Origin of the sequence: Sphingobacterium cavernae (assembly GCF_008520265.1) — a bacterium.
In the GTDB taxonomy this organism is placed as follows: domain Bacteria; phylum Bacteroidota; class Bacteroidia; order Sphingobacteriales; family Sphingobacteriaceae; genus Sphingobacterium; species Sphingobacterium cavernae.
Genome location: NZ_VIQM01000016.1, coordinates 59,116 through 82,755, shown reverse-complemented (window position 1 = coordinate 82,755; position 23,640 = coordinate 59,116). Strand labels below are relative to the sequence as shown.

Below are 23,640 nucleotides of genomic sequence, written 5' to 3'. Positions count from 1 at the left end.
CACCGCTACGTAACTGTTCTAGGGCTAGGTCCTTCATGGACTCAAAATCAAAATCGCTTTCCTTAATACTCATAATTACTATGTCAAAAATAATACTTCTGTTTATTATCCTTGACACAGTTTATTTTACAGTCTCTGAGAGTGAATTAGAAGCCTACTTAAAGGCTGGTAGAAAATTATCCAATGATCAAATTGATCAATTATCCGATTTGTATTTAAAAAAATAAAGCAAACACTTGCACGTGTTTGCTTTGAAATTCTTTTGACTCGAAAGTCTTGCCTTTATTTATATCTCTAAGCAAAGGTAAGGTTTTCAGTCTTTTAAAGCAATATTATTATGAATAAAACCTTTAAATACCCTTTTATAAGGGTTAGAACAACCTACTATAAAATTATTAAGAAACCTTTGCTATCTGGCGATTTTATTGAAATATTAGTTCCCTGGTCTTTAGATGTAATAAAACAAGATTATGGGAGGAAATGGGTAGAGGTATTCGATGAGATACCAAAATATGATGGATTCTGCAATATTCCTTCACATATCAACTATCAGCGTTCGTTTAATGGTTTCTATAATCAATATGAACCTTTAAATCATAAGCCTAAAGAAGGTGATTTTTCCAATATCTATAGTTTTTTGGAACATATTTTTGAAGAACATTTGAAGTATGGATTGGACTATTTAACCATTCTTTTTCAGTATCCTAATGAGCGTCTTCCAATTCTTTGTTTATTAAGCAAAGAAAGAGGTACTGGTAAAACAACACTTTTGGCAGTGCTTAAAGAAATATTTGGGTTTAATATGACCTATAATAACAATGAAGATTTCCGATCAAACTTCAATGACTCTTGGGTTTCTAAATTGATAATAGCTGTAGATGAAGTATTGCTCGATAGAAGAGAAGATTCAGAAAAGCTTAAAAATCTTTCTACAGCAAAAGCTTATAAAGTTGAGTCTAAGGGTGTAGATAGGACTGAAGTGGAGTTTTTTGGCAAGTTCATTCTTTGTTCGAATAACGAGGATGATTTCGTGGCTATCGATCCACTTGAAACTCGTTACTGGATAAGAAAAATTAAACCTTTAGAAAAATCAGATCCTTTTTTACTTGATAAGATGATTGCCGAAGTGCCTGCATTTATGTATTTCCTTCAGAATAGAAAAATAAATTATAAGAAGCAAGGCAGAATGTGGTTTAAGCCTGAAGATTTGGTAACAGATGCTCTACTCCGAATCAAAGGTAGGTTCCGCAATAAGAACGAGATGGAGCTCTTGAATATAATTTCTGAAATAATGGATTCTTATAATTTGGAAGAGTTTCATTTTACAAATAAGGATGCAATAGAATTGCTACGGAGTAATAACATAAAACTCACCAGAGGTGATATAAAAAGGATCATAGATAATTGGAAGATTCCCTTGTCGGATAACACTTTTAATTACACAACTTATAAGTATGATTCCTCAGGAATAATTTATCAGGCTCACCTCAAAGGAAGGTATTATACCATAAAAGGTTGCGAGTTGCGTAAAATATTGATGATTTGATGATTTTTATAATTAATGTATTGATTTATAGTTTTTTATATCGTCATCAAACTATCATCAAAGTATCATCAATCATCAAACTATACAGGTTTAATCGTCATCAATCATCAAGTATCATCAAAAAATGATGGTTTGATGACGATTTGATGATGTTTTAATTAATTGTTGTTCAGTTTGTTATGTTTGGTTGTCATCAAATCATCAAACTTTTTAGAAAAAATGACCCAAAATAAGGGTATTAGAATTAAATATCATGAATTGCTCAATTGCTAATACAAGAATATCTCTACTTTCAATACTCCACAAACAAGGATACAAAGAGTCTTATTCGAGAAATAATAAAGGCAAAAAATGCCATTGGTTTATAAGTCCGTTTAGAGAAGAACGGACAGCTAGTTTTGTCGTGAATGAGGATGACAACACATACAAGGATTGGGGGACAGGAGAGTCAGGTAATGTTGTAGATTACATGGTTCGATATTATCGCTGTTCAGTTCAGCATGCTTTGTCATTACTGGATTCCTTTAATCTATGTTTTTCTTTTGTTAAGCAAAAAAAAGAACATACTCAGCTTTCTAAAAAAGAAGACCAAGATCGTTATGAAATCTTAGCTATTAAAAAAGTCCAAAACCCTAATCTCATAAAATATCTGAATCGTAGAAAGATCGATGAGCGATACTGGAAGTATCTCTTTGAAGTACATTTTAAGTTAAAAGGTAAGGTTTACTATGCTGTCGGTTTTGAGAATGACAGTCAAGGTTACGAGTTGAGTTGGGAGTATTGGAATAAAGCTAAACAAGGCTTTGTTCGGAACAAAATGTGTCTTGTGGCTAAAGATTTCACTCATATAAAGAATGGTTGTTCTAGCGTCGCTATTCTCGAAGGCTGGAGTGATTTTTTGGCTTTATTAAGCCTTTACCCAAAAATGGAATTTAAGAATGATTTTATCATCATGAATTCAGTCTCTACAAAGGATAAAGTTTTAGAGATTTTGGCTCGTAGTTTATTCGAAACGATCTATTGTGCAACTGATAATGATCCTGCTGGAGAAGAGGTTTTGAATACATTAATGAATAAATATCCTGATAAAGTAATCCCATTAAATGGATTCTATAAAGACTATAAAGATATAGGGGATTACTTACTAAATAAGAAATAGCTTGAAGGAAAGCAAGCCATGTTCAGAGTCCCTCTTGAACGCTTGCTTTAATGATTGCACTTTGTTTAATCACTATAAATATGAAAAGAAAATTGCTTAGTAAAGAAGAAAAACGAGTCTTCGAGGTGAAGGTTCGATTAAATGTTATGGAAAAAAAGAAGTTGGATTTAATGGTGAAAATTTCTGGAAAGAATAGCGCGGAAATAATCAGATCACTGCTTATGAAAGCTACGGTTCCAGAAGCGCCAAAACCTATTTTAGATGTTCAAACATACCAACAATTAAGACGTATTGGCGTGAATTACAATCAATATGTAAAAGCTATAAATCAAAGTAGAATTTCAGCGATTGATAAGTCCATCATGACTGAATTGTATGCAATCCTGCAAATGGTAAAATCTAAAATATACAGTATATGATAGCAATGCAAAAGGTACACAGTTTCGCGACAGCTTTGGATTATAATGATAGCAAACTGCACCTAAAGGATGAATTCCAACGAGCGGAAGTCTTGGATCATAATTTTCTGGAATATAATAAGGAGGAGATTTTGAGAGATATAAAAATGTTGAATCAGCGTAATACCAGTCTTGTTTATGATGGTTACCACGTGGCATTAAGCTTTTCTGAAAAGGATAATCATCTTACTAATGCCGATTTGATAGCTATTGCTGATGCGTATAAGAAGGGAATGGGCTTTAGTGATGATCATTTGTTTGTACTATACAAACATAATGATGGCGAGGATCACGAACATATTCATGTCCATCTGTTGCTTCATCGCTTGTCTATTGATGAGCATGGGAAAGCTAGGGTTGTATCGGATTCTAATAATTTTCAACGAAGTGAGGTTGTATGTAGAGATTTAGAAGTGCGCTTCAATTTAGAAAAGGTAAGACCTTCTAAAGAAGCTTTAGATAGAGCGCCAACAAAAGATGAGCTCGAGATGATTCAGCGTACAGGAGTCGTTTCTGAACGTTTAATAATGCAAGCAAAAGTTAAAGAAGCTTTATCTAAATCTAATGATATTCAATCTTTTATTGGTAATTGTAAAGCGCAGTCTATTTATCTTTTATTCAATCAGTCAGAGACAACTGGAAGAGTCTCAGGAGTTACTTATATAAATGCAGAAAGTGGATTCATAGCCACTGGACAAAAATTAGGTAATCAATATAAATGGAATAATTTATCAAAAACACTTAATTATGGCAAACAAAGCAGAGATGGCGAAACAGTTCGCGAATCAACAAGCGAAACACGATTTAGATTTAAAGAATTATTGGGAAGAAGAACAAACGAAAATTCACTCCAGAGTTCAAATTCTAGAGAAAAAACTAGATCTGATTTTAAAAAATCAAGAAGTGAACAATCCTCAGCTTATGATGGACAACAGCAAGAAAACAGAGGTCGATCTAAGCCCAATTCTAGCTCAAAATCAGGAGATCAAGAAACAATACAAGAAGTTGACGAATCTATTTCTAATCAGTCATCTAGCCGTTCAAGTACCGTTGTTAGCACTATTAGCGGCTTACTTAATACATTTGGCTCTCAAGTAGGCGAAGATGAAGAAGCTATTCAAAAGCGTCGCAGAAAACGACGTTAGCAAGGGTAAAGCCTCATAAACAGCTGATTTATGAGGCTTCTTTATAAATAAAACAGTATATTGGTTGGTCTAAATATCAATTTAAGCTTGATTATGAAGGAATTTAAAGTCACAAAACAAACTCAAAAAATTGCGTTGAAAGATTTTTTAAACGCAACAATTTTTTATTTATGTTTTATTGTATTTCTTTTAATAATCCTTTTATTATATACTGATCTTAATACTAAAGACTTAATTATAGTTCTATTATGTGGTTTAATTCCATATTTATTTTTTTATTTATATCCTGTATTGACTATACATTTGAACTATTTAAAAAATGCTGTTTACCAGTCTGTTGTGTTGTCACAGAATCAGATTAAATTAGATAATACTACTTACGTGTCAAAAAATATTAATAAAATAGATGTTTACGCTTCATATAGCTATTTTGCTGGGGGTAGCGGAACCTATTATACCGCACATGAGGTTACTTATTATAGAATTGCGTTTAATTTAGATAATGGTGAAAGGATCCATTTATCTTCATTATATGGACAGGATCTATATCTATCTCTTAAAGAATGTTTTGTTAACGCCCCTATTATAGAGCATAAATTGTTGTTTGTTCCAAAATATTTGATTTTTAAATAATCGTAGATTTTTTCGTTGAAAAGCCTCATAAATAACTAATTTATGAGGCTTTTCTATAATTATATAATGTGATAATGCTATAATTATATAATTTGATAATGCTATAATTATATAATGTGATAATGCTATAATTATATAATTTGATAATGCTATAATTATATAATGTGATAATGCTATAATTATATAATGTAATAATGCTATAATTATATAATGTGATAATTATATCATTTTAATTAGCTATGATTTGTGTAGGGTTTGTAACATCTAAAATCAATGATTTAGCGGCATAATCATTTGGCTCATACACAAGTGATTTAGTAGCCGTCTTTTTGCCGTCTACATAAAATTCATACGTCACTGTTAGGGGATTAGCATTTTCTTTCAAATTGGTAAACGCCGATGAAATAGTGAATGTACTTACAGCAACGGAAGTTTTAATGCTTGATGTAGCACTAGGGATCGGGGATAGGTTGGCTTGATGTATTATGCTAGCTTCATGAAATATCGATAAAGTAGAATTTATACCTACAAATTTGAAATCATTTTTCAGACTAGCATCTCCACTTGCTACTTGTAAGCCTAAATTGGCTGCATAATCAGCATAGTTGGAGCCGTAATTAATTTTTACTTCTACGGTCTTTTTAGAAGATTGATTCGGGACAGAGGTATCATTGTCGCTCTTGCTACAAGAAAAGCTGAAAAGTGCGATCAGAAGGAATGAAATTTTGATAATTGTTCTCATGATTTAATAGTATTATGTGATTAAAATTTGTGTTTAATGTCAGCCAAGTTGTAATAAAAATACTCTTGACAACTTCGCAAAATGTAGCGTTTGATATAATGCGTGAAGTAGGATTCTGATAACTCTACAGGATTGAAGTCTTTTAAATTTGGCTTATTTTCAGGAAGGTTGTACTTCTCAATATTCGATAACATTACGTTTCGTAAATAGGTGTTTGCACTTTTGGTAGTTGCACTATATTTAGCTTTGTAATTTAACAGTGATTGTATACCATAATAAATTAGTCTATAAGCTTTTGATAAGCTGTAGTGATTAAATAGTTCATCTGAAATTAATTCTAAATTTTGTTTAATAAGATCGAAATTTGCATAGTTTCTGGTGCTATATTCAAAGTAGTTGCTTATACTTTCTTGATAGCATTCTTTCCAAAATATCTCACGTTGAGCAGCTGTGTAATCTTTTTTAACAAGATAATTGAAGATTTCTCCTACAGTCAAAGTAGTACCATCTTTCGCTAAATTGAGTTCCATTGGCAATTGGCCATACTAAGTTTAGGTTGAAAAAGACCTAAATCACCGTAATGGTCGAGTGAGGTTGAATATTCGACTTCTTTTTCTGGTATAAGAATCTTTTTGTCAATAAACGACTTAGTAAATTTAAAGATCTCCGTAGGAAGTTGGCGTACACCGAAATTTACTTCAATTAGTCGAGCATTTATGAAATTGAAGGATTTTGATTCTTTATTAAAGTATTCGTGAATAAGTATAACTAATTGAACTTCTTCATAAATATTAAGATTACTTAATTCTATAGATGAGTTGTAAGTTTTGTCATAATAACTATCCCAAGTTTTATAAAAATGCATTTTTCTAGCTTCAAGCTCATTTTTTCTTTTTAAAATGCAAGTTTTACATAAACAATCAGGTGTTTCATCATGTCTACAAGCTGGACAATAAATGAGTTCTGCAGCGAATGATGTTCTGCCTTTTGTTTTTCTGTACAAAGGTTTACCACAGTCACAAATATCATCGGTGATCACATAAGGCAGAAACATATAAAGATTGTTGTTAATCTTAATATCTGGGAATGTTTCTTTAATCAAGCCAACCGAAGTTCCATCTTCATACATCGTTAAAATCTGATTTACTATGGACTCATCAGCTGAAATTAAGGGGGAACTTTTAGAACTGTAATAAAATCTTTCTTGTGCCATTTTAAGTTTATTTTGAGAAATAAAGAAAGGCGTGAAACTAAGATCAATCCAAGACTGAGGCTTGCGACGGCCTGACAACCAGAAAGACTTAGCCCACGCCCAATATCAGGCACGGGCGTAAGTCTATCGAAAGTTGGTTGTCAAATGAAGGTCGCAATTTCAGTCTAACCAATACGATAGCTTACGCTTATTCGTTTAATAAATTATTACAGTAAAGATAAGCATTTATGACTTTTACATAAAACTTTATTAATTTATTATCGTTAATCAAAGATATAGCCTTTATGTATATACCTTTTGTTCAAATAACTATTTCATTATTCGAAGAGCTAATCGAGAGGGGATATAAATATTTCATTCTACAACGGTTTGAATGGGTTGCAGTTGAACATGGTAAAGGTTTCCATTTATCTGCATATTCAGATCAAGAAGAAGCTAATACACACGCCTATGAATTGGATGCAAAAGAAGGTAAGCTATTGCAAATGCCTCAAGATTACGAGAAAATTATAATACTATTGGAGGTGAATTCGGGTTATAGAATCTTTTTGGATAGATTTAAAGATGCTGATTGGGAGAAAAGAATGTTGCGATTATTTAAAAATAACATTGTTAATTATTTAAGATTCAATACTCGATTAAAGCGTAAAGACCCAGTTGAAATACTATTTACTCTTGAATATGGCAGAGTGTGGGCTATCATTGAAAGTGGAGGAGTACGCAAAAAAGTAAAGGCGTACGAAATAATCAAATAATATGTATCTTTCATCATTGTAAACTATAAATTATGTGTTGGGATATTTCATTACATACTGATATTGAGTTAGTAAAAAACTCTTATCCAAAGATTAGAGATGAACGTAAGAAAAAAGATTATGATTATACCTATTTTGAAAATGTACAAGCTATAACTTTTCCTAAATACCCTATTATTTATAAGGATAAAGGTGAAGAAGGACTTGGTTTAATTGAAATGGAATGGGGAGTGCTACCAACCTATATTGATGATCCAAAATTCCAAACAGATAGACGTCGTAATATGGTCAATGTTCGTAGTGAGCGAATTTTATCGGATAAAAAGTCTTATTGGTTTCGATTACGAAATCAACGTTGTTTAATCCCTGTATCTGGAACATTTGAACATAGGAAGATTAATGGTTGGAAGAAAAAAGTGCCTTATTATATCTCGGAGAAAGGACGTGATTTATTTTATATCCCAGGATTATACCAATGGCATGAAACGGTTGATGAAGATGGCGTTGTAGAGCGAGTTGGAAGCTTTGGAATGTTAACACGGGAGGCAAATGATGTAATGGCGAATATTCATAATGATGGTCCAAATAAACATAGAATGCCTTTATTTCTTCCCGAAGATTTAGAAAGGGAATGGTTATCTGATCTATCAGATGAAGAAATGTTACCTATTTTCAATTTTGAAATGGACAGTAAAGACTTAATTTATCATCCTGTATATACTTTGAGGGGTTACCCAAATAGACCAGACGACAAACCAAGATACGAAGAGTTCAAATGGGAGGGTTTGCCAACATTAGGTAATGATACTCCAAAAGAAAATACGCTATTTTAGAATAATTATAGAATTCTTTAAAGCTAATGAATTAGCGAATTCGATAGCATCCTCAATAGAAATCAATTCATCTTCCATTAAGGGCGTGTCTGATATTTTTTCAGGCAATTGCTTTATTGGAGAAAATGCAGCTTTATCGTGTTTTCTAAATAAATACCTAAAGCCATCTTGTTTTAGTTGATTCAATAAATCTATATTCATAGTCGATTATTAAACAATAAATTATAATTATGGTTTCTTAAAATTTCAAATTTTGACATTTAATTTGCTAATATTTTTAGTAAAATTGCAAAATGAAAGTTGAGATATTTAATCCAGAAAACGAATTGGCATTAAGTCTACCATTTGTAATCAATGGTATCAGTGCAGGTTTTCCAAGCCCTGCTCTTGATTTTGAAGATTCTCGTATTGATTTAAACAAAGAATTAATCAAACATCCACTTTCGACTTATTATGGACGTGTAAAAGGCATGTCTTTAAAGAATGCAGGGATAGAAGATGGGGATATTATGGTTATTGACAAATCCCTACCTCCAACGCACGGGAAAATAGCTGTATGTTTTCTTGATGGGGAATTTACAGCTAAGCGTATTTTAATTGAGAATGATAGAGTTATCTTGATGCCTGAAAATGATGATTATAAGCCTATAATCGTCACTAAAGAAAATGATTTTGTGGTTTGGGGTATAGTGGTATATGTAATTAAAGCAGTTTGATGATGTATGCTTTAATAGATTGTAACAATTTCTATGCATCGTGTGAGCGTGTTTTTCGGCCTGATTTGAATGGTAAGCCTATTGTTGTATTATCCAATAATGATGGTTGTGTAATTGCTCGAAGCAATGAGGCAAAGGCTTGTGGAATTCCTATGGGGGCATTTGCTTTTCAATATAAAGAAGTCTTTGAAAAGAATAATGTGCAAGTATTTTCAGCAAACTTTACTTTATACGGTGATATGAGTAATAGAATCATGAGCATATTAGGTAATTATAGCTGTGAACAGGAAATATACAGTATTGATGAATGTTTTTTAAAACTGGAGGGCTATGATTTCTTTAATCTCAAAGATTATGGTAAGCAAATGCGTACAGAGGTTTTTAAAGCTACAGGCATTCCAATTTCCGTTGGTATAGCTCCAACAAAAGCATTGGCTAAAGTTGCTAATCGAGTAGCAAAGAAATATCCGAAAGAATCTCAAGGTGTTCACATCATTAAAACTCAAGAGCAGATAAATAAAACGCTTAAATGGTTAGATATTGAAGATGTATGGGGGATAGGTCGTAAACATGCTTTAAGGTTATACAAATTGGGTATTGACACGGCTTATGACTTTGTACAAATGGATGATGCTTGGGTAAAAAAGAATTTATCTATAGTTGGATTACGTTTGAAAAGAGACTTATCAGGAATTGAGACCCTAGATTTGGAAGAAGTGCAAGACAAAAAGAATATTGCTACTACACGAAGTTTTGATGTTATGGTAGAGAAATTTGACGACCTCAAGCAACGTGTGATTAATTTCGCTGTCATATGTGGGGAGAAATTAAGGAAACAACATTCGCATTGTAAATCCTTACAAGTTTTTGTGATGACTAATCCTTTTCGAGAAAATCAGAAACAATATTACAACAGCATTAATATCGATTTACCATTTTCAACGAATTCGAGTATTGATTTAGCGCATTATGCAGGTGTTGCTCTAAAAAGAATTTACAAGCCTGGATATTTATATAAAAAAGCAGGTGTTATTGTACATGACCTTTCTCCAGAATTGGTAGAGCAAGAAACATTATTCGATAAAAGAGATAAACGTCACGATCCACTCATGCATGTTTTGGACAATTTAAACAAAAAATACGGAACTAATACGGTACGTCTAGGTATTCAAGATAAGCAAAAATGGAAGATGCGTCAAGATCTTCTTTCACCAAAATATACTACTGATATGAAGGATATTATTACGATTAGGGTGTGACATTTTTTGAAAATAAAAAAAATTCTATCTTTAGGGCATAATTCAATCATCAAGAGTACAATTATGTACACCAACCGAGTTTAACCAACCACGGTGGTCAATCGATGAGGGCTGTTCAGTCAAAAAATTGGTCACTCCCTTAGTCTTTATGATTGATACTATTAAATAATTTAAAGTATCAAAACAATGAAAAAATTAATTGAAAAATTTGTAGGGGGGAAAACAAAAACACAATTATAGATAATACACAAAATGTGCGAAAAATGTGCATTTAAGGCGGTTTTAACGATGTTTTTGTGCTAAAAAGTGGCAGAGGTTAAAAATACAATTATCTTGTATATAGATGGATTTATCTTGTAATAAACGCCTTTTTTAAATATTATTCGATTCGTATCAATTGTATTATTATTGAATATTAAAGCCCCGTTAAAAGAGAATTTAACAAGGCTTTAATAGGTATTAAATATTTAGATATTCCCTAGGTTTTCTTTTTGTTTGTAAACATATCTCTATACTTGTGAATATCATTAATAAGTAACATTAAAGAACGTTGGACTTGAAGAATATTATCTTCATTCCTTAATATTTTTAAACATATTAAAGTCTTATAATCAGATACATTAGCATAATCTTCTTTAATTTCATCTTCAATATCATTCTCAAGTTCAGAAATTACAAATACCTTAGAATACTCTTCTTTCATAAAATTTGGAGCATCAAAATACTGCATAATATCAATAGCCTTATCATATGTATCAATAGCTAATTTAAGATCGTCTTTAATTGTATTTAATATACGTTCTAATCGTTTTGATGAGTGGTTTAGATAAAAAGCTAGTTTATTTACCTCATATGCTTTATTGAACGCTATAATATCACCATTACCCCCCATATCACCCCCTAGTAAAATACCTTCGTTTGTAATATTTTTAGATATACTTTCTAATCCAAAATACCCCCTATCTAAATCAAACTTCTCAATAATCATATTCATTAATCTATTTGTAATAGGCTTTTTACCTTTCTCTATAGAAGAATAGTAAGATTGTGAGACACTTAGCGTATCCGCCATTTGTGTTTGATTCATGTCTAATTGAACCCTTAGCTCCTTTAATTTTTTTCCTACGTACATAAAAATAGTTCTAAAATATTTCAATAATATTTTGAAGGTTCTAAAATATTACTATATTTGTTCAGAATTGTTTAACAAATGTAAATAAATATTATGGATAGACAAGAGTTAAAGGCAAAATTACCGCATGGGTATGGGAGAATTATAGCGAAAGAATTAGGGGTAACACCAAAAGCTGTATATGATTTTTTAAACGGTAGAACTAATAGCTATAAAATAGAACGGGCGGTACTGCGTGCTGTTTCTAAATTAACAAGAGAGAAAGAAGCCTATTTAAACGATATAGTATGAAAATTTTTCAAGATGGAAATGAGCTTTATATATCCTATTCCTTCCTTAGGGAATTAGGTATTTCTAAGCGTACTCTTTGGAAGTGGTCTGACTTAGAATCAGTTATTACTATTAAATACGGTAAAAACGTTCTAGTTAAATATCTATCAATACCAGCTCCGACAAGGGCAAAACTTCCTTCTATTGATGAGTTAATATCTAATGTCGAGAATAAAACTAATATTGGGCTTGCAAAAACCTTTACTAATTACCTAAGGACAAATGTAAAAAAGGCTGGTAAATACACAGCTGGCTATATGAAAAGTGAGGGGGTAAATCAAGATAAAGCGACCAAATACGCTGTAAAAAGAGCTATATACGAGGGGCTTCTTGACATTCACCAAAGCTATTGCGATGGGGTAAGATTGAAAAAAGGCTACCTACAACCTATAGCTGAAGCATTTCGTGAAGTGGCTAAATGCAAGACGCCTGACATCGAAGTATCACGCAACATTAACAATGCTAAGAAATACGGTATAGACTATGTGATATTAGACAGTCGCAAGGGTAAGAACTATCAAAAGTTTGGTGATGTGCATGTTTATATATTGACTACCATAGTTGCTAGAATCAATAACCTAAACAATAAGCAAGCCGCTAGGGAGCTTCAAAAAGTCTGTAGAGAGCAAGGGTTAGAAATTCCTAGTCTATCTTGGGGAGAAAAATATGCGGCTATCATCGAAAAGAATATAGAGGTATATGCAGCTAAGTTTGGATTATCGAAGGCAAATAAGCTTATGCCATTCGCTAAGGTCATCAATGCAACCTATGCTGATGATCAGTATCAGATAGATGGTTGGACTGTTCCGTTTTTCTGTAGGATATATGATGATAAAGGGAAGTCTCGTGTTGATAGGCTTGTACTTGTAGCGGTGAAAGATACACATAGCGGTAAGATCGTAGGCTACAGTATTGGTGAAAGTGAAAATCGCTTTACGCTACACGAAGCTATATACAATGCTTTTGAGAATACAGGAGCATTGCCTTATGAAATTGTTACGGATAACCACTCTTATAACAATACTGAATTAGTTAAGGACTTTAGAACAAATGCTGAAAAACTAGGAATGGTATGGTCTGTAGATAGCAATCCACAGAGAAAGTCAAAAATAGAAAGGTTTTTCAAAACACTTTCTGAAAACCATTTGAAGGACCGTTATGGGTTTTTAGCCCAAAGTATAATTTCTAAAGAAAAGCATGGACGCATCTCTCAGGAGGTGATTATGAAATATTATTCTAGCAAAGTCTTGTCTATGGAAGAGGTTAAGCTATATATAGCCAGTGCCATATTAGAATTTAATGATACGCCTTATGAAGGGCTTACACTATCTCCAAATCAATTGTACGAGCAATGCACTAAACCTCACCGAATAGAATTGGACATTTTCAGTAAAGTAAAATTATTCACCACTTGCAAAGAATACAAAGTGTCAAGAGGTCAAATTACCATTGAATCCAATGGTAAAAAGTATGAGTATCAACTCAAAGCGGAGCATTTTATCAAATACAATGAGCGTAAGGTAACCGTTAGATATGAAAGCCTAGATACGATATACTTATTCGATAAGAAAACGGATGCTGCTATCTGTAGCCTAAAAACTAAACAAGGCATACATGGTGCTATAGCAAATCAAACAGAATCGGATTTGGATGCGATGAATAAAGCAGAAGGTAGACGTAAAGGCATCAAAGCAGCTGCTCGCAAAGAGCTAGAAGATTTGCGTGATCGTGCTGAAGCAAAAAGACCGGGTATCACTCATCTGATGGAAAGCTACGCTATTCCGAAAGATGTAAAACGTGAGCTTGAAAACAATGCGATGCTACAACAGGAAGCAGCTAAAATGGGTATCGACAAAAATAGAGTACCATTTGTAAAATTAGAATCACAACTTAATCTTTCGGCACTCAAAACACCTGAACAACGCAAAAAGGATAAATCACCATTTGCACCAAAGAATCATAAAATAAGTGTAATCAATAGAGATGATGAATAATATAGAAAATACTACTCCTTCACAACGGTTGAGAGAATTAAGGTTAAAATGCAATCTTAATCAAAGTCAGATGGCGGTAAAATTAGGGTTTGCAAAATCCTATTATTCTGATATTGAAAATAATCGAAGAACCGTTTCTAAAAAGACAATAGAGAAATTAAGCCTAATTTTTGGAGCATCTGCCGAATGGTTAATGTTCGGTAAAGGTGAAATGTTCCAACAAATAGAAGGTAAGAATGATTCAAATAAGCTTATTGAGTTTATAGAATATTTAGAGCGTAAAAATATTCAAGATAGTGTGCAAGATGATGCAACTTTTAGAGCAAATGCAAGTATGCTATTTGAGATAAAAGAGATAGTCAAAAAGCATAATACAAATAAATAGCCTAGTGTTCCAGCACTAGGCTAAGAGTTAAAAGTTTGAATGAATAAACACTAAAACTATGTCAAAAGTAATGGATAAATCAGAAATCAAAAACGCAATTGGTAAATATTGCGGTGAAAAAGGTATTAGTAGAAAAGAATTATCTACTCGTATCGGTGTAAGTAATGCCACATTGAGCAATATTGAAAATGATAAATGGGATAACATTGACGATAAGATGTGGACTAAGATATGGAACTATGTGCGCCCTATGAATATCCCTAAGCTGTATAATACTAATGATTATCAGACCGCTTACAATCTATGTGCATCGGCTCAAGAGCATAATATGATGGCTGGCTTAGTAGCTGATACTGGAATGGGTAAAACTACAGCCTTGCTGGACTATGCTAGACGTGAAAATGTATTTTATATCTACTACGATGCGAATATGCGCCCTAATCACTTCTATCATGAGCTAGGTAAGCAATTAGGCTATGATTATGATGCTACGATGTACAATATGGTGAATCGTGCCTGTGATGTTCTTAATTCGCTTCATAAGCCTTTAATCATCATTGATGAAGCAGGTAAGCTTACTGATCCGATGTTATTGTCATTACATACGCTACGAGATAAAACAATTCAAAATTGTGGTATTGTGCTGGGTGGTATGCCCTATTTCAAGAATAATCTCATCAAGAAAACCAATAAACAGAAAGTGGGTATATCTGAGTTTTTGAGACGTGTACAAGTATGGAATGAGTTACAAGGATTATCTAAAGCAGAAATCGAGTATATCTGCGAGGCTAACGGTATTATAGAACCTTCAGAATTGAAAAGATTTGTGCATAAAAAGCGATTTGGTGACTTAACTAATGAGCTATTGTTATATAAAATTCAACACGGTTAAGCTATGGTGGTAAATACAAAAGATGAATTGCTAAAGGCTAGGCTGGAAGCAAAAAGACTGTATGTAAATGAGGGGCTAACAGGAAATCAGGTAGCTGAAAAGGTGGGGGTAAGTGCAAATACTATCAGCAAATGGGTAAGGGTAAATGATTGGAAAAAAGAGCGTGAAGATGTAATAAATAGGCTTTTAGGTAGCGTTAAGAAGGATTTTGATGGGATGTTATTAGATGAGTTTTTAGAATACATAGAATTAAACCATCGAGACCTCTACTTTACCGTGAAACCATTAATAATTGAATTTAAAAACACTAAAAAATCAAAATCATGATATACGCAACTAAAGCTCAAATACAAAAGATTCATGTTTTATTAAATCAATTGGGGTTGATTGAGGATAAGGCAGCTATTATTTATAATATTTCAGAAGGTAGAACTGAGAGTAGTCGCAAATTAAGCTGTGATGAAGCTAAGCTTCTAATACGAAATTTATCCGAGTTCGACCCTTCAGAACGAATGAAGAGTTTAATATTCTCTTTAGCCTATCAAACAGGGATCATATACGGCGATACAGCAGAAGATAAACGTATTAATGTTGCTAAACTAAATATGTTTTTAAAAGAACGTGGGACGGTTAAGAAAGAGATTAACGGCATGACTTACGAAGAGCTACTGAAAACACAACGTCAGTTTGAAGGTATTTTAAGAAACCAACAAAGAAGCAAATCCAATAAAGAAGCTGGTACTGCCATTAAGCATTTATTAGAAGAAATCAATTTACAAGTAAAATAGAATAATTATGATCAGCCGCCTACTTGAAAACGAAAACAGACCTATTCCTGCAATGCCTACTCACTTTTTGTTAGTAGATATATTGAATAGAGATTTGTCTATAAAACGTGTAACAATATATTTCAATCCTTCAGACAGCTGGACAATTGAGGAATGTTCTTCTCTTGATGATTTAGAAAATATTGCGAAACATATAGAATCAAATTTACAGTTTCTAGGATATGATAACAGCACATTAGCGTACAGAGCTTATTTGATTGAAGTATCCACTCAAAGCATTGTAAAGAAATTTAGTATTAAAACTTATGAACCAATAAATTAAGATTATGGTGAAACGAACACGCGGATTAATTGAGGTTAGAAATAGAAACATACTAAGTGATTTCAAAACCTACTTCAATAAAGGATTTAGACCTGAAGTAATCTATAGTGAACTATCAAAGAAATATTACATCGCTGAAGAGACCATATCTAAGATAGTTTGCAAGGAAGCAAGAAAAGATAAAACAACAAATAAAAACATTAATAATAATGGTAAAAAGTAGTAAACAATTTTTGATAAGTAGCGAAGCTAAAAATAAGTATGGCTTCAGCGTTCGCACAAGTGGTGTAGACTTATCCCAATTCAAACGCAACCCTATAATGCTATGGATGCATAAACGAGCGTTTGGCACAAAAGAGGATGTATTGCCGTTAGGTCATTGGGAGGATGTTAAAACGTCTAATGGTAATATATATGGCACACCTGTTTTTGATGATAAAGATGGTTTTGCATTAACAATTTTCAATAAAGTTGAAAGCGGAATAATTCGAATGGCTTCAGCTGGACTAATTCCATTGGTATGGGAAGATAATGGAAGATTACTTTCAAAGTCAATATTAGAGGAGGTTAGTTTGGTTGATATAGGTGCAAATAATGATGCTTTAGCTGTTGCTCTATATAGTGAGAATAAAAGCATCATAAACCTTTCTACATTAAACTTGGGGAATGCTTACATACAAGCATTAGCAAGTAAGAGCTGGGAAGAATTGGAGCGTTCTAACAAATTAGTAGAGTTAAAGGTAAATGACTATGATTCATATGCTTTAAAGTTTAATGAGCAGTTTGGCGTTTATCCAAAAGACTATAAACCAAAGCATAGCGGTCATAGTCCATATGCTTTAAAATTATTTGCTAAACCATACGAAGAGTTATTTAATTCGGACGGTCTAGGTGAACTAAAAAAAAATGCTCCTGATTTGTATCGTGAAAAATTCTTTCAGGAATATGGAAAATACCCAACTAATTAAAAACACATTTAATCACTTTTAAAATTTAAAACATAATGGAACCGATTTTAATTTTTACAGACACTCAAAAAATCCTAGAAGCAAAAAGGATGTGTAATCTTCATCTTAGCTATTTAAATGATTTTTATACACAACTAACACAGCTGGGTATCGAAGTAACTTTAAAAGAACTTATTGCTTTATCACAATTTGCTAGTAATACTTCATTAGAAATTCAGAAGCAAAGAATTTTTGATTTTGCACAAAACCAATTATTAACTAAGGCAGGAACACCTTCTTTTAATGGAGTTCCAATTAATTTAGACAGACTTAAAGAATTAATAGACGTTCCTTCGTTGGATTCACTTATACCTTTGTTAAATAGACATGAGGCGTATAGACAGCAAGGTTTTGGAATGATTGAAAGTTGTTTTGTGATTGAAGATGGTATTGTTATTTTGTCTGAAGAGTCAGATAACATAATCGAAAACAAGTACACTTATTACACTAGAAATGATGCTGGAATAGCGGTAATGTTAAAAACAAATGCTGTCTGTTTGGCTTTAGATGAACTTAATTCTTTAACTAAAGAATTCAAAACTGATTGGGCTGGATCATCGACAGCTCCTCCAATACCAGGTATAACTTTTGACTCAAACAAAAATAAATTCGTTGCAGATTTACAGTATGTAAGAAATTGGGAGGATAACCACGAAGATTATGTTTTGCCTGAAGAAGAAAACGAAGAAAATGAAACATTAGAATAATAGTCTCTCACCACGTTCTATTTCAATTTGATTTAGGTAGCTTATTAATTTAAGCTGCCTTTTTTTATGTCCATAATTGCCCTTTTAAACAGCAATAATTGCAAGCTTAATTTTTCCTACTATATAATACTAATCATCTTTATAATATGATAAGAGGACACCAAACCATAATGAAAGCTTTTGAGCCAGCAGTTAAATCTGACTCAAATAGAAAAAGTAAAAAAGGAGCTTATACTATTGAGCGTGATGAATGTATTCTTTATAGGTATTATTACTATTGTGAAATAAAGCAAATAAGATTTGATGTTGCTTTACAAAGTTTAGAAAGTGAGTTTTTTATCACATCTACTACAATTGCAGCCATTATTACAAACCTCAGTAATGATCTAAAAAAGATTGTTAATGAAAAACCTCTAAAACGAGAACTTAAGAAAAAATATCCGCACTTAGATTGGAATTAAATGATAATGCCACTATAAAAATAGTGGCATTACTAAGGTTATATAAAGTACCACGTTGGAATGCCAATCACGAGCCACTGTCTAACCTTATTAACAGTCTCAAGTTTACACGAGGTAGTATTATAATTCAAATATACACATAGAGTTAAAATAAAATGAAAGAAAACAAAACATTAGCAGAAAGATTAAGGCTTCGGCTTATAAGATTGCAAGATAACGTCACTGTAATTGAAGATAGCTATAATTCAGGCAAATACTTTACCGTGCCTATTATTTACGGTAGGAAATTAATATTCAAAGTCCCTAAATTTCTAACAGCACAAACTTTGATGCGCCTTGAAAAGGAATTAGATCAAAATAAATCACTTGATGCTAATAAGGATCATGATAAAACAGCAGCATTGGCTGCTATTGTTCTTCTACAGCATTTTAATGATGTGAGTTTTTGGTTATTTAAAAGCATTTTAAAAAAGCTTTTAAAACGGAGCGTAGATTCCAATAAAACGTTAGCCTTATTTGATCTACTTTACACTAAAACTTTCACAGGCTTAAAAAACTAATTACACAAAATAATAGAGTTAAAATCATGGGTGATGAACAATTAAATATAGACTTTGAGTTTAATACTTCAGAAGCATTAAAGGAAGTCAAAAAAATAAAAGATAGTATTTCAGATGTAGGTAAAGAATCAGATAAAATCCCTACTAAGCTCCAAAATACAGAAGGCATTTTGCAACGTCTACAAAGAGCAGCTGAAGTGTATAAAAAAGGAATGTTAGAGGCAACTAGAGTTGATAATATTGAAAAATACAGTCAAAAATTAGCTTTGGTGAATGCTGAAATGAATAAACTTACTAATGGTGCAAATATTAAAAATGTATCAGGTTGGAATGGTTTACAAAATAGTATTAATCAAATAGGGCGTGAGTTACCAGCTATAACATATGGCTTTCAAACCTTTGCAATGGGTATATCTAATAATATCCCAATGTTTGCTGACGAAGTTGCAAGGCTTCGTAAGGAGAATGAAGCTCTAACAGCTTCAGGTCAAAAAGGTGTGCCAATTTGGAGACAAATACTAGGTGGTTTGTTGTCATGGCAAACAGCCCTTACAGTTGGAGTTACTTTATTAGCCGTATATGGAAAAGAAATCGGAGATTTTGTAAAGGGACTATTTAAAGGCAAAGAAGCAATTGATCGTTTAACAGTTTCTAAAGAAAATTTAGATAATGCTTTTAAAAACAATGAAGTAAAGCAGGCTGTAATTGACATAGATAATCTTCGTGTAGCTGTAGAATTATCAAAAAAAGGTGTTTTAGATAAAAAGAAAGTTGTCGAAGAATATAATCAGTCCATTGGTAAAACTACAGGAGAGGTAAAAAGCCTCTATGAGGTAGAAAAGTTTTTAGCAGATCATGCTGAAGAATATGTTAGAATGACGTTGTATAAGGCGGCGGCTAATTTAGCTTTAGAGGAAGCTGCTAAAAGTGCATTGGAGGCTGAAAAATCAAGACTAAAAGAGCTTTCTGATTTTGAAAATAGAATATCAGAAACAATGCCAGCTGCTAGAACTGAAGATCAATGGAAGCAACAACAAAGAACAATAGAAAAACAACGTCAAGATAGAAAGGATGCTGAAATAAAAGCTTCAGAAGATGCTCGAAAAGTTCAACTAGGTATTGCAAACAAATTCAACCAACAAGCACAAGATATTGCTAACAAAATGGGAATCTCTGTTTTTGGAAAAACAGGGGGTAATACCTCAACTAAAAACTTGAAAAAGGAATATGAGGAAATTCTTAAAATAAGTGAAGAAGGATTGGCAAAAATCTACTCACTGGATAAAGAGTATTCTATAGTTGAATTATCGGATAATGAAAAAGAAAAGGAACTTCTTAAACAAAAATTTACTGACCTAAGAAAAATCATCGAAGAAGAAAACAAGAAAATAACTTCTGCAAATAAGAAAAACAAGTTTGAGGTCGATTTAATAAATACTTCTAAAATAGATGATATTGAGGTTAAAGCTAATGCCCAACTTGAATACAAACAGAACACTAAAAGCTTGATAGAACAGTTCGAAAAGGAAAAGAAAATTTATGAGGAATACTTAGCACTTGCTGCTCCTACAATTCTACAATATTCATTAAAAAAATATTCATTCTAAAAATACACACTTATGTCAGTATACGCATATTTAAAAACAGAAAATGCAATTCATATTGCATCAGATACAGCCGTTTACAATGGCGAAAATAAAATTGCAGCGCACGCTTCTAAAACTAAAAATTACCCTTTTGCACAATGTTGTATATCATATAAAGGATACGATAATTTACAATATTTATTTGAAAGGTTTTTAAGGGAATATTCTTGGGTGTCCACTGTAGATGAAATTATTAAACTCATTCATTTAAATTTTTTAGACTGGCTGAATGAGCGTCCTTATGTGTTGGAAAATAATTTTGATGATGGTTTTATGGGGCTAATTACAATCTACGGTCAAAGTTCTATTTCAAATGATTCTATTGTAAGCAAACTAGGCTCTAGCAATCAAATTTTGCAACTTAGTTCGTTACCAAAAAAAATGCGTGTTAGAACAATTTTAGTCTACAAAAATGAAATCAAATCTATTGGCTGCCTAGAAACAATTCTCGACCCTATAATTGGTGAAATACATTATGATAATCTTCCTTTTTCACAAGAAAAACAGATAGTTAGAGAAGCATCTAATCGAATTAATGAAAACATCAAAAGTTTTGACGATATTTTATTGTCTGAAGATTACACCAATGATTGTACGTTTGAGAAAGAATGTGCAATTGCTATGATAGAAAAACAAAAAGATATATTATTTCAGAATGAATTATATAATTTCATTATGAAGTGTTATGATATATCTAAAGATGATTCCGAAAATACACCAATAGGAGGGAAAATTGAATACACAAAAATATTTCTTGAAAATGGATGCCCTGTAGTTTTACAAAAAGATATTGGTGAATTAGGTAATTTTAATAATACTTTAAAAACTATTTTAAATAACATTTAATATATCTTAATTCAGATTTTGAAGCCCTATCCTGAAAAATGATAGGGCTTCTTTTTTATACGATTTGCTATTTTATCTTATATTTATAGAAACCTTTTAGTAAAACTGAATTAATGGAAAATAAGCTAGTTAATTTTAATATTTATCGTTTTCATTTAAATCCTATTGAAAGTAATTCTAAACAACTTGAATTATTTACAGGTGAAAAATTGTCTAGGAAAGAGATTAAAGAAAGAAAAAATGAATTTTTTGAAAAAATAATTGTTGATAAATTAAGTGTGGGAACGGCTAATAACCCAATGACTTTATATGATCATACTGGCAATTATTTTCTTTTAAAAATAGCAAATCCAAAAAAAACAAAAATTGTTAAAAATTTCAAAAAAAGTGTTTTAGAACACGAACCGTATGTTTATGTATTAATTAACAACTCCAACACCGTACAAAAAATAGCAATAAGTGAAAATATTGAGGCATTTTATGCCGTGGATGGTACGAAGAATCTTCTTGCAAGAGTCCTTAATAAGGAGTTAAAAGCATATGGTTTAAATATCGAGATAGAAAAGCTTTTCGATGTTAAGGACTTTTGGTCATATGTGCAGAAGCATCAAAACGAAATAAAGAAAATCGAATTTGAATTTATTAAACCTAATTTGGCAAATATCTCTAAGGTAATTCCTAATGCGTTTAAAAGACTTCAGGAGAAAACTAATGCACATAAAGCTAAAGTAACAATTGAAGCTCCAGAACACGGGTATTTAGAGAAAATAAGTAAAGCAAATAAAGAGATTAATGGAATGGTTGAATATTCTTCTGAAGGTGGTGGAAATATTGTGTTAAAAGTTAAGGGATTAAGAAAACAACTAAATACAGAAGAAAAACCTGTAATTTTACAAATCAAAGAACTGGACTTAGAGGGTGCTCCTGAGCAACTTATAAAAATATATAAAGAGATAATTGACTAATGCGAATATTTAAGAATATATTATTGTATTGCTTTATTTCACTAATTGTTGTATTGGGAGGTAATTTTATTGAATCAACATTTTTAGGGGAGTTTCTTAAAAAGGATGTGCTGACAATATTAATTGCATTATTTGGATTGAATATCGCTATTTTATCAATTCTGATAACAAAATTGAGTGATGTAAAGAAACAATTGGCATCAATAGATATTACAGAGATTAGTTATGAAATGAAGTTTTCAATGGTAGAGTTTATAGTTAATATCAGTTTAGCGGTTGTGTCATTAATTTTTTATAATAGTAATTCCATTGTTTTTCCTTATAAGGAGCTTTTATTTCAATCAACTTTATTAAGTACGTTGATATATTCATTAGTTATTATTTGGGATACAGGGAAAAGTATTTTTATTCTTATTGATGAAGAAGATAAGATTTAATAAAATGTCATATAAAGTCTCGGTAAAGCTGTTAGACTTCTAAATCCAGGAGGTTTTTCTAGGTGGCTGAATTGACAGCGCGCTTTATGTGTTGGATTATAGGCTGTAATAAAACAGCCTATTTTTATTTATTTTAAAGTGGATTTAAATGATTTTTAAAAGGTGTTTATAATTATTCAAAGATTAGGTTATATGCTTTCTGAAATGTATTTAATTACTTTATAATTGTATTTTTGAAATGATGTTTTAAACAAAGTTTATTGTATATGTGTGTTGGGTTTTATTGTGATTTTGTTTTGCGCCCTATAAATTTGAATCTGAATTATCAACACTGTCAGATGAGCAATTAGTAGCGCGTTTTAATCGTGAAGTCGGTAATCGTGGATGGGTGAGTGCACGTGCTTATTTTTTAGAAGCTCTTAGAAATCAGTTTGCTAATCGTGGAATAGATTATTCTATCGTCAAGAATGAAACAGGTGGTTTTAATTTAGACAAAAAGGTGATACTGAGTGGTCGTAAATTAATTTTTAGTTCTCTTGAGCCGATTAATAGAGGTAATCGGCTCACTATAAAAACGATTTAGTAACGGCTGCTTATGCATCTAATATGGAGGATTTTATTCTAAATCATCAACCTGATTTTTGGATTCATGGACATATCCATACACCAAATCGATATGTTATTGGTAGGACTGAGGTTATATGTAATC

General features: G+C 31.9%; 30 protein-coding genes and 1 riboswitch. Of the genes, 25 read left to right on the top strand and 5 right to left on the bottom strand.

The window, feature by feature from the left end; translation table 11 throughout:
• Positions 1–337 precede the first annotated feature (337 nt).
• The 5 genes from FLS47_RS02075 (at position 338) to FLS47_RS02055 (ending at position 4,941) form a co-directional block, all read left to right on the top strand.
• The gene (locus FLS47_RS02075; protein ID WP_149912737.1) at positions 338–1,546 is read left to right on the top strand and encodes a primase-helicase family protein; all 1,209 of its coding nucleotides are present in this window, start codon (positions 338–340) and stop codon (positions 1,544–1,546) included.
• Positions 1,547–1,799: 253 nt separating this feature from the next.
• Positions 1,800–2,705, top strand: coding sequence for a toprim domain-containing protein (locus FLS47_RS02070; RefSeq protein WP_149912736.1), 906 nt, complete (start codon positions 1,800–1,802; stop codon positions 2,703–2,705).
• Positions 2,706–2,755: 50 nt separating this feature from the next.
• Positions 2,756–3,124 (top strand): plasmid mobilization protein, encoded by a 369-nt coding sequence (locus tag FLS47_RS02065; protein ID WP_317131673.1) that lies wholly within the window; start codon positions 2,756–2,758, stop codon positions 3,122–3,124.
• Positions 3,121–4,308: a relaxase/mobilization nuclease domain-containing protein gene (locus tag FLS47_RS02060; RefSeq protein WP_149912734.1), complete on the top strand. Its 1,188-nt coding sequence runs from the start codon at positions 3,121–3,123 to the stop codon at positions 4,306–4,308. The genes FLS47_RS02065 and FLS47_RS02060 overlap by 4 nt, the downstream gene beginning before the upstream one ends.
• 93 nt (positions 4,309–4,401) lie before the next feature.
• Positions 4,402–4,941 carry a hypothetical protein gene (locus FLS47_RS02055; protein ID WP_149912733.1) on the top strand — a complete coding sequence of 180 codons (540 nt, stop codon included), beginning with the start codon at positions 4,402–4,404 and terminating at the stop codon, positions 4,939–4,941.
• Positions 4,942–5,170: 229 nt separating this feature from the next.
• Here the strand turns inward: FLS47_RS02055 and FLS47_RS02050 are convergent, their stop codons facing one another.
• Genes FLS47_RS02050 through FLS47_RS02040 form a run of 3 tightly spaced genes read right to left on the bottom strand, consistent with a single transcriptional unit; the run spans position 5,171 to position 6,896 of the window.
• Positions 5,171–5,683, bottom strand: a complete 513-nt coding sequence (locus FLS47_RS02050) for a beta-barrel fold lipoprotein (protein ID WP_149912732.1) — start codon at positions 5,681–5,683, stop codon at positions 5,171–5,173.
• 20 nt (positions 5,684–5,703) lie between these two features.
• Entirely contained in the window at positions 5,704–6,213 is a 510-nt protein-coding gene (locus FLS47_RS02045; protein WP_149912731.1) for a hypothetical protein, read from the bottom strand.
• The gene (locus FLS47_RS02040; protein WP_149912730.1) at positions 6,198–6,896 is read right to left on the bottom strand and encodes a hypothetical protein; all 699 of its coding nucleotides are present in this window, start codon (positions 6,894–6,896) and stop codon (positions 6,198–6,200) included. Before FLS47_RS02040 ends, FLS47_RS02045 begins: the two co-directional genes overlap by 16 nt.
• Before the next feature lie 284 nt (positions 6,897–7,180).
• Here FLS47_RS02040 and FLS47_RS02035 point away from each other — a divergent pair, with 284 nt between their 5' ends.
• Both FLS47_RS02035 and FLS47_RS02030 read left to right on the top strand, forming a co-directional pair.
• The gene (locus FLS47_RS02035; RefSeq protein ID WP_149912729.1) at positions 7,181–7,651 is read left to right on the top strand and encodes a hypothetical protein; all 471 of its coding nucleotides are present in this window, start codon (positions 7,181–7,183) and stop codon (positions 7,649–7,651) included.
• A 32-nt stretch (positions 7,652–7,683) separates the two neighbouring features.
• Positions 7,684–8,484 (top strand): SOS response-associated peptidase, encoded by an 801-nt coding sequence (locus FLS47_RS02030; RefSeq protein ID WP_149912728.1) that lies wholly within the window; start codon positions 7,684–7,686, stop codon positions 8,482–8,484.
• Here the strand turns inward: FLS47_RS02030 and FLS47_RS02025 are convergent.
• Complete coding sequence (locus FLS47_RS02025) at positions 8,476–8,685, bottom strand: hypothetical protein (protein ID WP_149912727.1); 210 nt, start codon at positions 8,683–8,685, stop codon at positions 8,476–8,478. The two genes, FLS47_RS02030 and FLS47_RS02025, sit on opposite strands and share 9 nt — an antisense overlap.
• A gap of 92 nt (positions 8,686–8,777) precedes the next feature.
• Here FLS47_RS02025 and FLS47_RS02020 point away from each other — a divergent pair, with 92 nt between their 5' ends.
• Both FLS47_RS02020 and FLS47_RS02015 read left to right on the top strand, forming a co-directional pair.
• Complete coding sequence (locus tag FLS47_RS02020; protein WP_149912726.1) at positions 8,778–9,200, top strand: LexA family protein; 423 nt, start codon at positions 8,778–8,780, stop codon at positions 9,198–9,200.
• On the top strand, positions 9,200–10,459 hold the full coding sequence (locus FLS47_RS02015; protein ID WP_223225092.1) for a Y-family DNA polymerase: 1,260 nt from the start codon (positions 9,200–9,202) through the stop codon (positions 10,457–10,459). The genes FLS47_RS02020 and FLS47_RS02015 overlap by 1 nt, the downstream gene beginning before the upstream one ends.
• Positions 10,460–10,500: 41 nt before the next feature.
• Positions 10,501–10,596: riboswitch (SAM-I-IV-variant riboswitch) on the top strand.
• A 341-nt stretch (positions 10,597–10,937) separates the two neighbouring features.
• Here FLS47_RS02015 and FLS47_RS02010 read toward each other — a convergent pair.
• Complete coding sequence (locus tag FLS47_RS02010) at positions 10,938–11,591, bottom strand: helix-turn-helix domain-containing protein (RefSeq protein WP_149912725.1); 654 nt, start codon at positions 11,589–11,591, stop codon at positions 10,938–10,940.
• Between the two features lie 93 nt (positions 11,592–11,684).
• Here FLS47_RS02010 and FLS47_RS02005 point away from each other — a divergent pair, with 93 nt between their 5' ends.
• The 16 genes from FLS47_RS02005 (at position 11,685) to FLS47_RS01930 (ending at position 22,931) form a co-directional block, all read left to right on the top strand.
• Positions 11,685–11,882, top strand: coding sequence for a hypothetical protein (locus FLS47_RS02005; RefSeq protein WP_149912724.1), 198 nt, complete (start codon positions 11,685–11,687; stop codon positions 11,880–11,882).
• The gene (locus FLS47_RS02000; protein WP_149912723.1) at positions 11,879–13,915 is read left to right on the top strand and encodes a DDE-type integrase/transposase/recombinase; all 2,037 of its coding nucleotides are present in this window, start codon (positions 11,879–11,881) and stop codon (positions 13,913–13,915) included. The genes FLS47_RS02005 and FLS47_RS02000 overlap by 4 nt, the downstream gene beginning before the upstream one ends.
• On the top strand, positions 13,905–14,300 hold the full coding sequence (locus FLS47_RS01995; RefSeq protein WP_149912722.1) for a helix-turn-helix domain-containing protein: 396 nt from the start codon (positions 13,905–13,907) through the stop codon (positions 14,298–14,300). The genes FLS47_RS02000 and FLS47_RS01995 overlap by 11 nt, the downstream gene beginning before the upstream one ends.
• 58 nt (positions 14,301–14,358) lie before the next feature.
• Complete coding sequence (locus tag FLS47_RS01990) at positions 14,359–15,192, top strand: AAA family ATPase (RefSeq protein WP_149912721.1); 834 nt, start codon at positions 14,359–14,361, stop codon at positions 15,190–15,192.
• 3 nt (positions 15,193–15,195) lie between these two features.
• Positions 15,196–15,519 carry a helix-turn-helix domain-containing protein gene (locus FLS47_RS01985; protein ID WP_149912720.1) on the top strand — a complete coding sequence of 108 codons (324 nt, stop codon included), beginning with the start codon at positions 15,196–15,198 and terminating at the stop codon, positions 15,517–15,519.
• Positions 15,516–15,980 carry a hypothetical protein gene (locus FLS47_RS01980; RefSeq protein WP_149912719.1) on the top strand — a complete coding sequence of 155 codons (465 nt, stop codon included), beginning with the start codon at positions 15,516–15,518 and terminating at the stop codon, positions 15,978–15,980. The genes FLS47_RS01985 and FLS47_RS01980 overlap by 4 nt, the downstream gene beginning before the upstream one ends.
• 7 nt (positions 15,981–15,987) lie before the next feature.
• Positions 15,988–16,302, top strand: coding sequence for a hypothetical protein (locus FLS47_RS01975; RefSeq protein ID WP_149912718.1), 315 nt, complete (start codon positions 15,988–15,990; stop codon positions 16,300–16,302).
• A gap of 4 nt (positions 16,303–16,306) precedes the next feature.
• Positions 16,307–16,525 (top strand): hypothetical protein, encoded by a 219-nt coding sequence (locus tag FLS47_RS01970; protein WP_149912717.1) that lies wholly within the window; start codon positions 16,307–16,309, stop codon positions 16,523–16,525.
• A complete protein-coding gene (locus FLS47_RS01965) occupies positions 16,512–17,270 on the top strand; it encodes a hypothetical protein (RefSeq protein ID WP_149912716.1) in 759 nt (252 codons plus the stop codon). Before FLS47_RS01970 ends, FLS47_RS01965 begins: the two co-directional genes overlap by 14 nt.
• A gap of 35 nt (positions 17,271–17,305) precedes the next feature.
• The gene (locus FLS47_RS01960; protein ID WP_149912715.1) at positions 17,306–18,016 is read left to right on the top strand and encodes a hypothetical protein; all 711 of its coding nucleotides are present in this window, start codon (positions 17,306–17,308) and stop codon (positions 18,014–18,016) included.
• 170 nt (positions 18,017–18,186) lie between these two features.
• Positions 18,187–18,477: a hypothetical protein gene (locus tag FLS47_RS01955; protein WP_223225091.1), complete on the top strand. Its 291-nt coding sequence runs from the start codon at positions 18,187–18,189 to the stop codon at positions 18,475–18,477.
• A gap of 155 nt (positions 18,478–18,632) precedes the next feature.
• A complete protein-coding gene (locus tag FLS47_RS01950; RefSeq protein ID WP_149912714.1) occupies positions 18,633–19,037 on the top strand; it encodes a hypothetical protein in 405 nt (134 codons plus the stop codon).
• A gap of 26 nt (positions 19,038–19,063) precedes the next feature.
• Positions 19,064–20,644 (top strand): hypothetical protein, encoded by a 1,581-nt coding sequence (locus tag FLS47_RS01945; RefSeq protein WP_149912713.1) that lies wholly within the window; start codon positions 19,064–19,066, stop codon positions 20,642–20,644.
• Between the two features lie 12 nt (positions 20,645–20,656).
• Positions 20,657–21,529: a hypothetical protein gene (locus FLS47_RS01940; protein WP_149912712.1), complete on the top strand. Its 873-nt coding sequence runs from the start codon at positions 20,657–20,659 to the stop codon at positions 21,527–21,529.
• Between the two features lie 113 nt (positions 21,530–21,642).
• Complete coding sequence (locus FLS47_RS01935) at positions 21,643–22,494, top strand: hypothetical protein (protein ID WP_149912711.1); 852 nt, start codon at positions 21,643–21,645, stop codon at positions 22,492–22,494.
• A 53-nt stretch (positions 22,495–22,547) separates the two neighbouring features.
• A complete protein-coding gene (locus FLS47_RS01930) occupies positions 22,548–22,931 on the top strand; it encodes a hypothetical protein (RefSeq protein WP_149912710.1) in 384 nt (127 codons plus the stop codon).
• Positions 22,932–23,640 lie beyond the last annotated feature (709 nt).

What these genes read in the sequence shown, in the direction of transcription:
- FLS47_RS02005 (WP_149912724.1), top strand. Translation starts at nt 11,685, where the DNA reads ATGGATAGACAAGAGTTAAAGGCAAAATTACCGCATGGGTATGGGAGA.
- FLS47_RS02010 (WP_149912725.1), bottom strand. Translation starts at nt 11,591, where the DNA reads ATGTACGTAGGAAAAAAATTAAAGGAGCTAAGGGTTCAATTAGACATG.
- FLS47_RS02030 (WP_149912728.1), top strand. Translation starts at nt 7,684, where the DNA reads ATGTGTTGGGATATTTCATTACATACTGATATTGAGTTAGTAAAAAAC.
- FLS47_RS01955 (WP_223225091.1), top strand. Translation starts at nt 18,187, where the DNA reads ATGAAAGCTTTTGAGCCAGCAGTTAAATCTGACTCAAATAGAAAAAGT.
- FLS47_RS01985 (WP_149912720.1), top strand. Translation starts at nt 15,196, where the DNA reads ATGGTGGTAAATACAAAAGATGAATTGCTAAAGGCTAGGCTGGAAGCA.
- FLS47_RS01945 (WP_149912713.1), top strand. Translation starts at nt 19,064, where the DNA reads ATGGGTGATGAACAATTAAATATAGACTTTGAGTTTAATACTTCAGAA.
- FLS47_RS02020 (WP_149912726.1), top strand. Translation starts at nt 8,778, where the DNA reads ATGAAAGTTGAGATATTTAATCCAGAAAACGAATTGGCATTAAGTCTA.
- FLS47_RS01965 (WP_149912716.1), top strand. Translation starts at nt 16,512, where the DNA reads ATGGTAAAAAGTAGTAAACAATTTTTGATAAGTAGCGAAGCTAAAAAT.
- FLS47_RS02055 (WP_149912733.1), top strand. Translation starts at nt 4,402, where the DNA reads ATGAAGGAATTTAAAGTCACAAAACAAACTCAAAAAATTGCGTTGAAA.
- FLS47_RS01940 (WP_149912712.1), top strand. Translation starts at nt 20,657, where the DNA reads ATGTCAGTATACGCATATTTAAAAACAGAAAATGCAATTCATATTGCA.
- FLS47_RS02035 (WP_149912729.1), top strand. Translation starts at nt 7,181, where the DNA reads ATGTATATACCTTTTGTTCAAATAACTATTTCATTATTCGAAGAGCTA.
- FLS47_RS01950 (WP_149912714.1), top strand. Translation starts at nt 18,633, where the DNA reads ATGAAAGAAAACAAAACATTAGCAGAAAGATTAAGGCTTCGGCTTATA.
- FLS47_RS02070 (WP_149912736.1), top strand. Translation starts at nt 1,800, where the DNA reads ATGAATTGCTCAATTGCTAATACAAGAATATCTCTACTTTCAATACTC.
- FLS47_RS01990 (WP_149912721.1), top strand. Translation starts at nt 14,359, where the DNA reads ATGTCAAAAGTAATGGATAAATCAGAAATCAAAAACGCAATTGGTAAA.
- FLS47_RS02075 (WP_149912737.1), top strand. Translation starts at nt 338, where the DNA reads ATGAATAAAACCTTTAAATACCCTTTTATAAGGGTTAGAACAACCTAC.
- FLS47_RS02000 (WP_149912723.1), top strand. Translation starts at nt 11,879, where the DNA reads ATGAAAATTTTTCAAGATGGAAATGAGCTTTATATATCCTATTCCTTC.
- FLS47_RS02050 (WP_149912732.1), bottom strand. Translation starts at nt 5,683, where the DNA reads ATGAGAACAATTATCAAAATTTCATTCCTTCTGATCGCACTTTTCAGC.
- FLS47_RS01980 (WP_149912719.1), top strand. Translation starts at nt 15,516, where the DNA reads ATGATATACGCAACTAAAGCTCAAATACAAAAGATTCATGTTTTATTA.
- FLS47_RS02025 (WP_149912727.1), bottom strand. Translation starts at nt 8,685, where the DNA reads ATGAATATAGATTTATTGAATCAACTAAAACAAGATGGCTTTAGGTAT.
- FLS47_RS01995 (WP_149912722.1), top strand. Translation starts at nt 13,905, where the DNA reads ATGATGAATAATATAGAAAATACTACTCCTTCACAACGGTTGAGAGAA.
- FLS47_RS01935 (WP_149912711.1), top strand. Translation starts at nt 21,643, where the DNA reads ATGGAAAATAAGCTAGTTAATTTTAATATTTATCGTTTTCATTTAAAT.
- FLS47_RS02045 (WP_149912731.1), bottom strand. Translation starts at nt 6,213, where the DNA reads ATGGAACTCAATTTAGCGAAAGATGGTACTACTTTGACTGTAGGAGAA.
- FLS47_RS01960 (WP_149912715.1), top strand. Translation starts at nt 17,306, where the DNA reads ATGGAACCGATTTTAATTTTTACAGACACTCAAAAAATCCTAGAAGCA.
- FLS47_RS02040 (WP_149912730.1), bottom strand. Translation starts at nt 6,896, where the DNA reads ATGGCACAAGAAAGATTTTATTACAGTTCTAAAAGTTCCCCCTTAATT.
- FLS47_RS02065 (WP_317131673.1), top strand. Translation starts at nt 2,756, where the DNA reads ATGATTGCACTTTGTTTAATCACTATAAATATGAAAAGAAAATTGCTT.
- FLS47_RS02060 (WP_149912734.1), top strand. Translation starts at nt 3,121, where the DNA reads ATGATAGCAATGCAAAAGGTACACAGTTTCGCGACAGCTTTGGATTAT.
- FLS47_RS02015 (WP_223225092.1), top strand. Translation starts at nt 9,200, where the DNA reads ATGATGTATGCTTTAATAGATTGTAACAATTTCTATGCATCGTGTGAG.
- FLS47_RS01970 (WP_149912717.1), top strand. Translation starts at nt 16,307, where the DNA reads ATGGTGAAACGAACACGCGGATTAATTGAGGTTAGAAATAGAAACATA.
- FLS47_RS01975 (WP_149912718.1), top strand. Translation starts at nt 15,988, where the DNA reads ATGATCAGCCGCCTACTTGAAAACGAAAACAGACCTATTCCTGCAATG.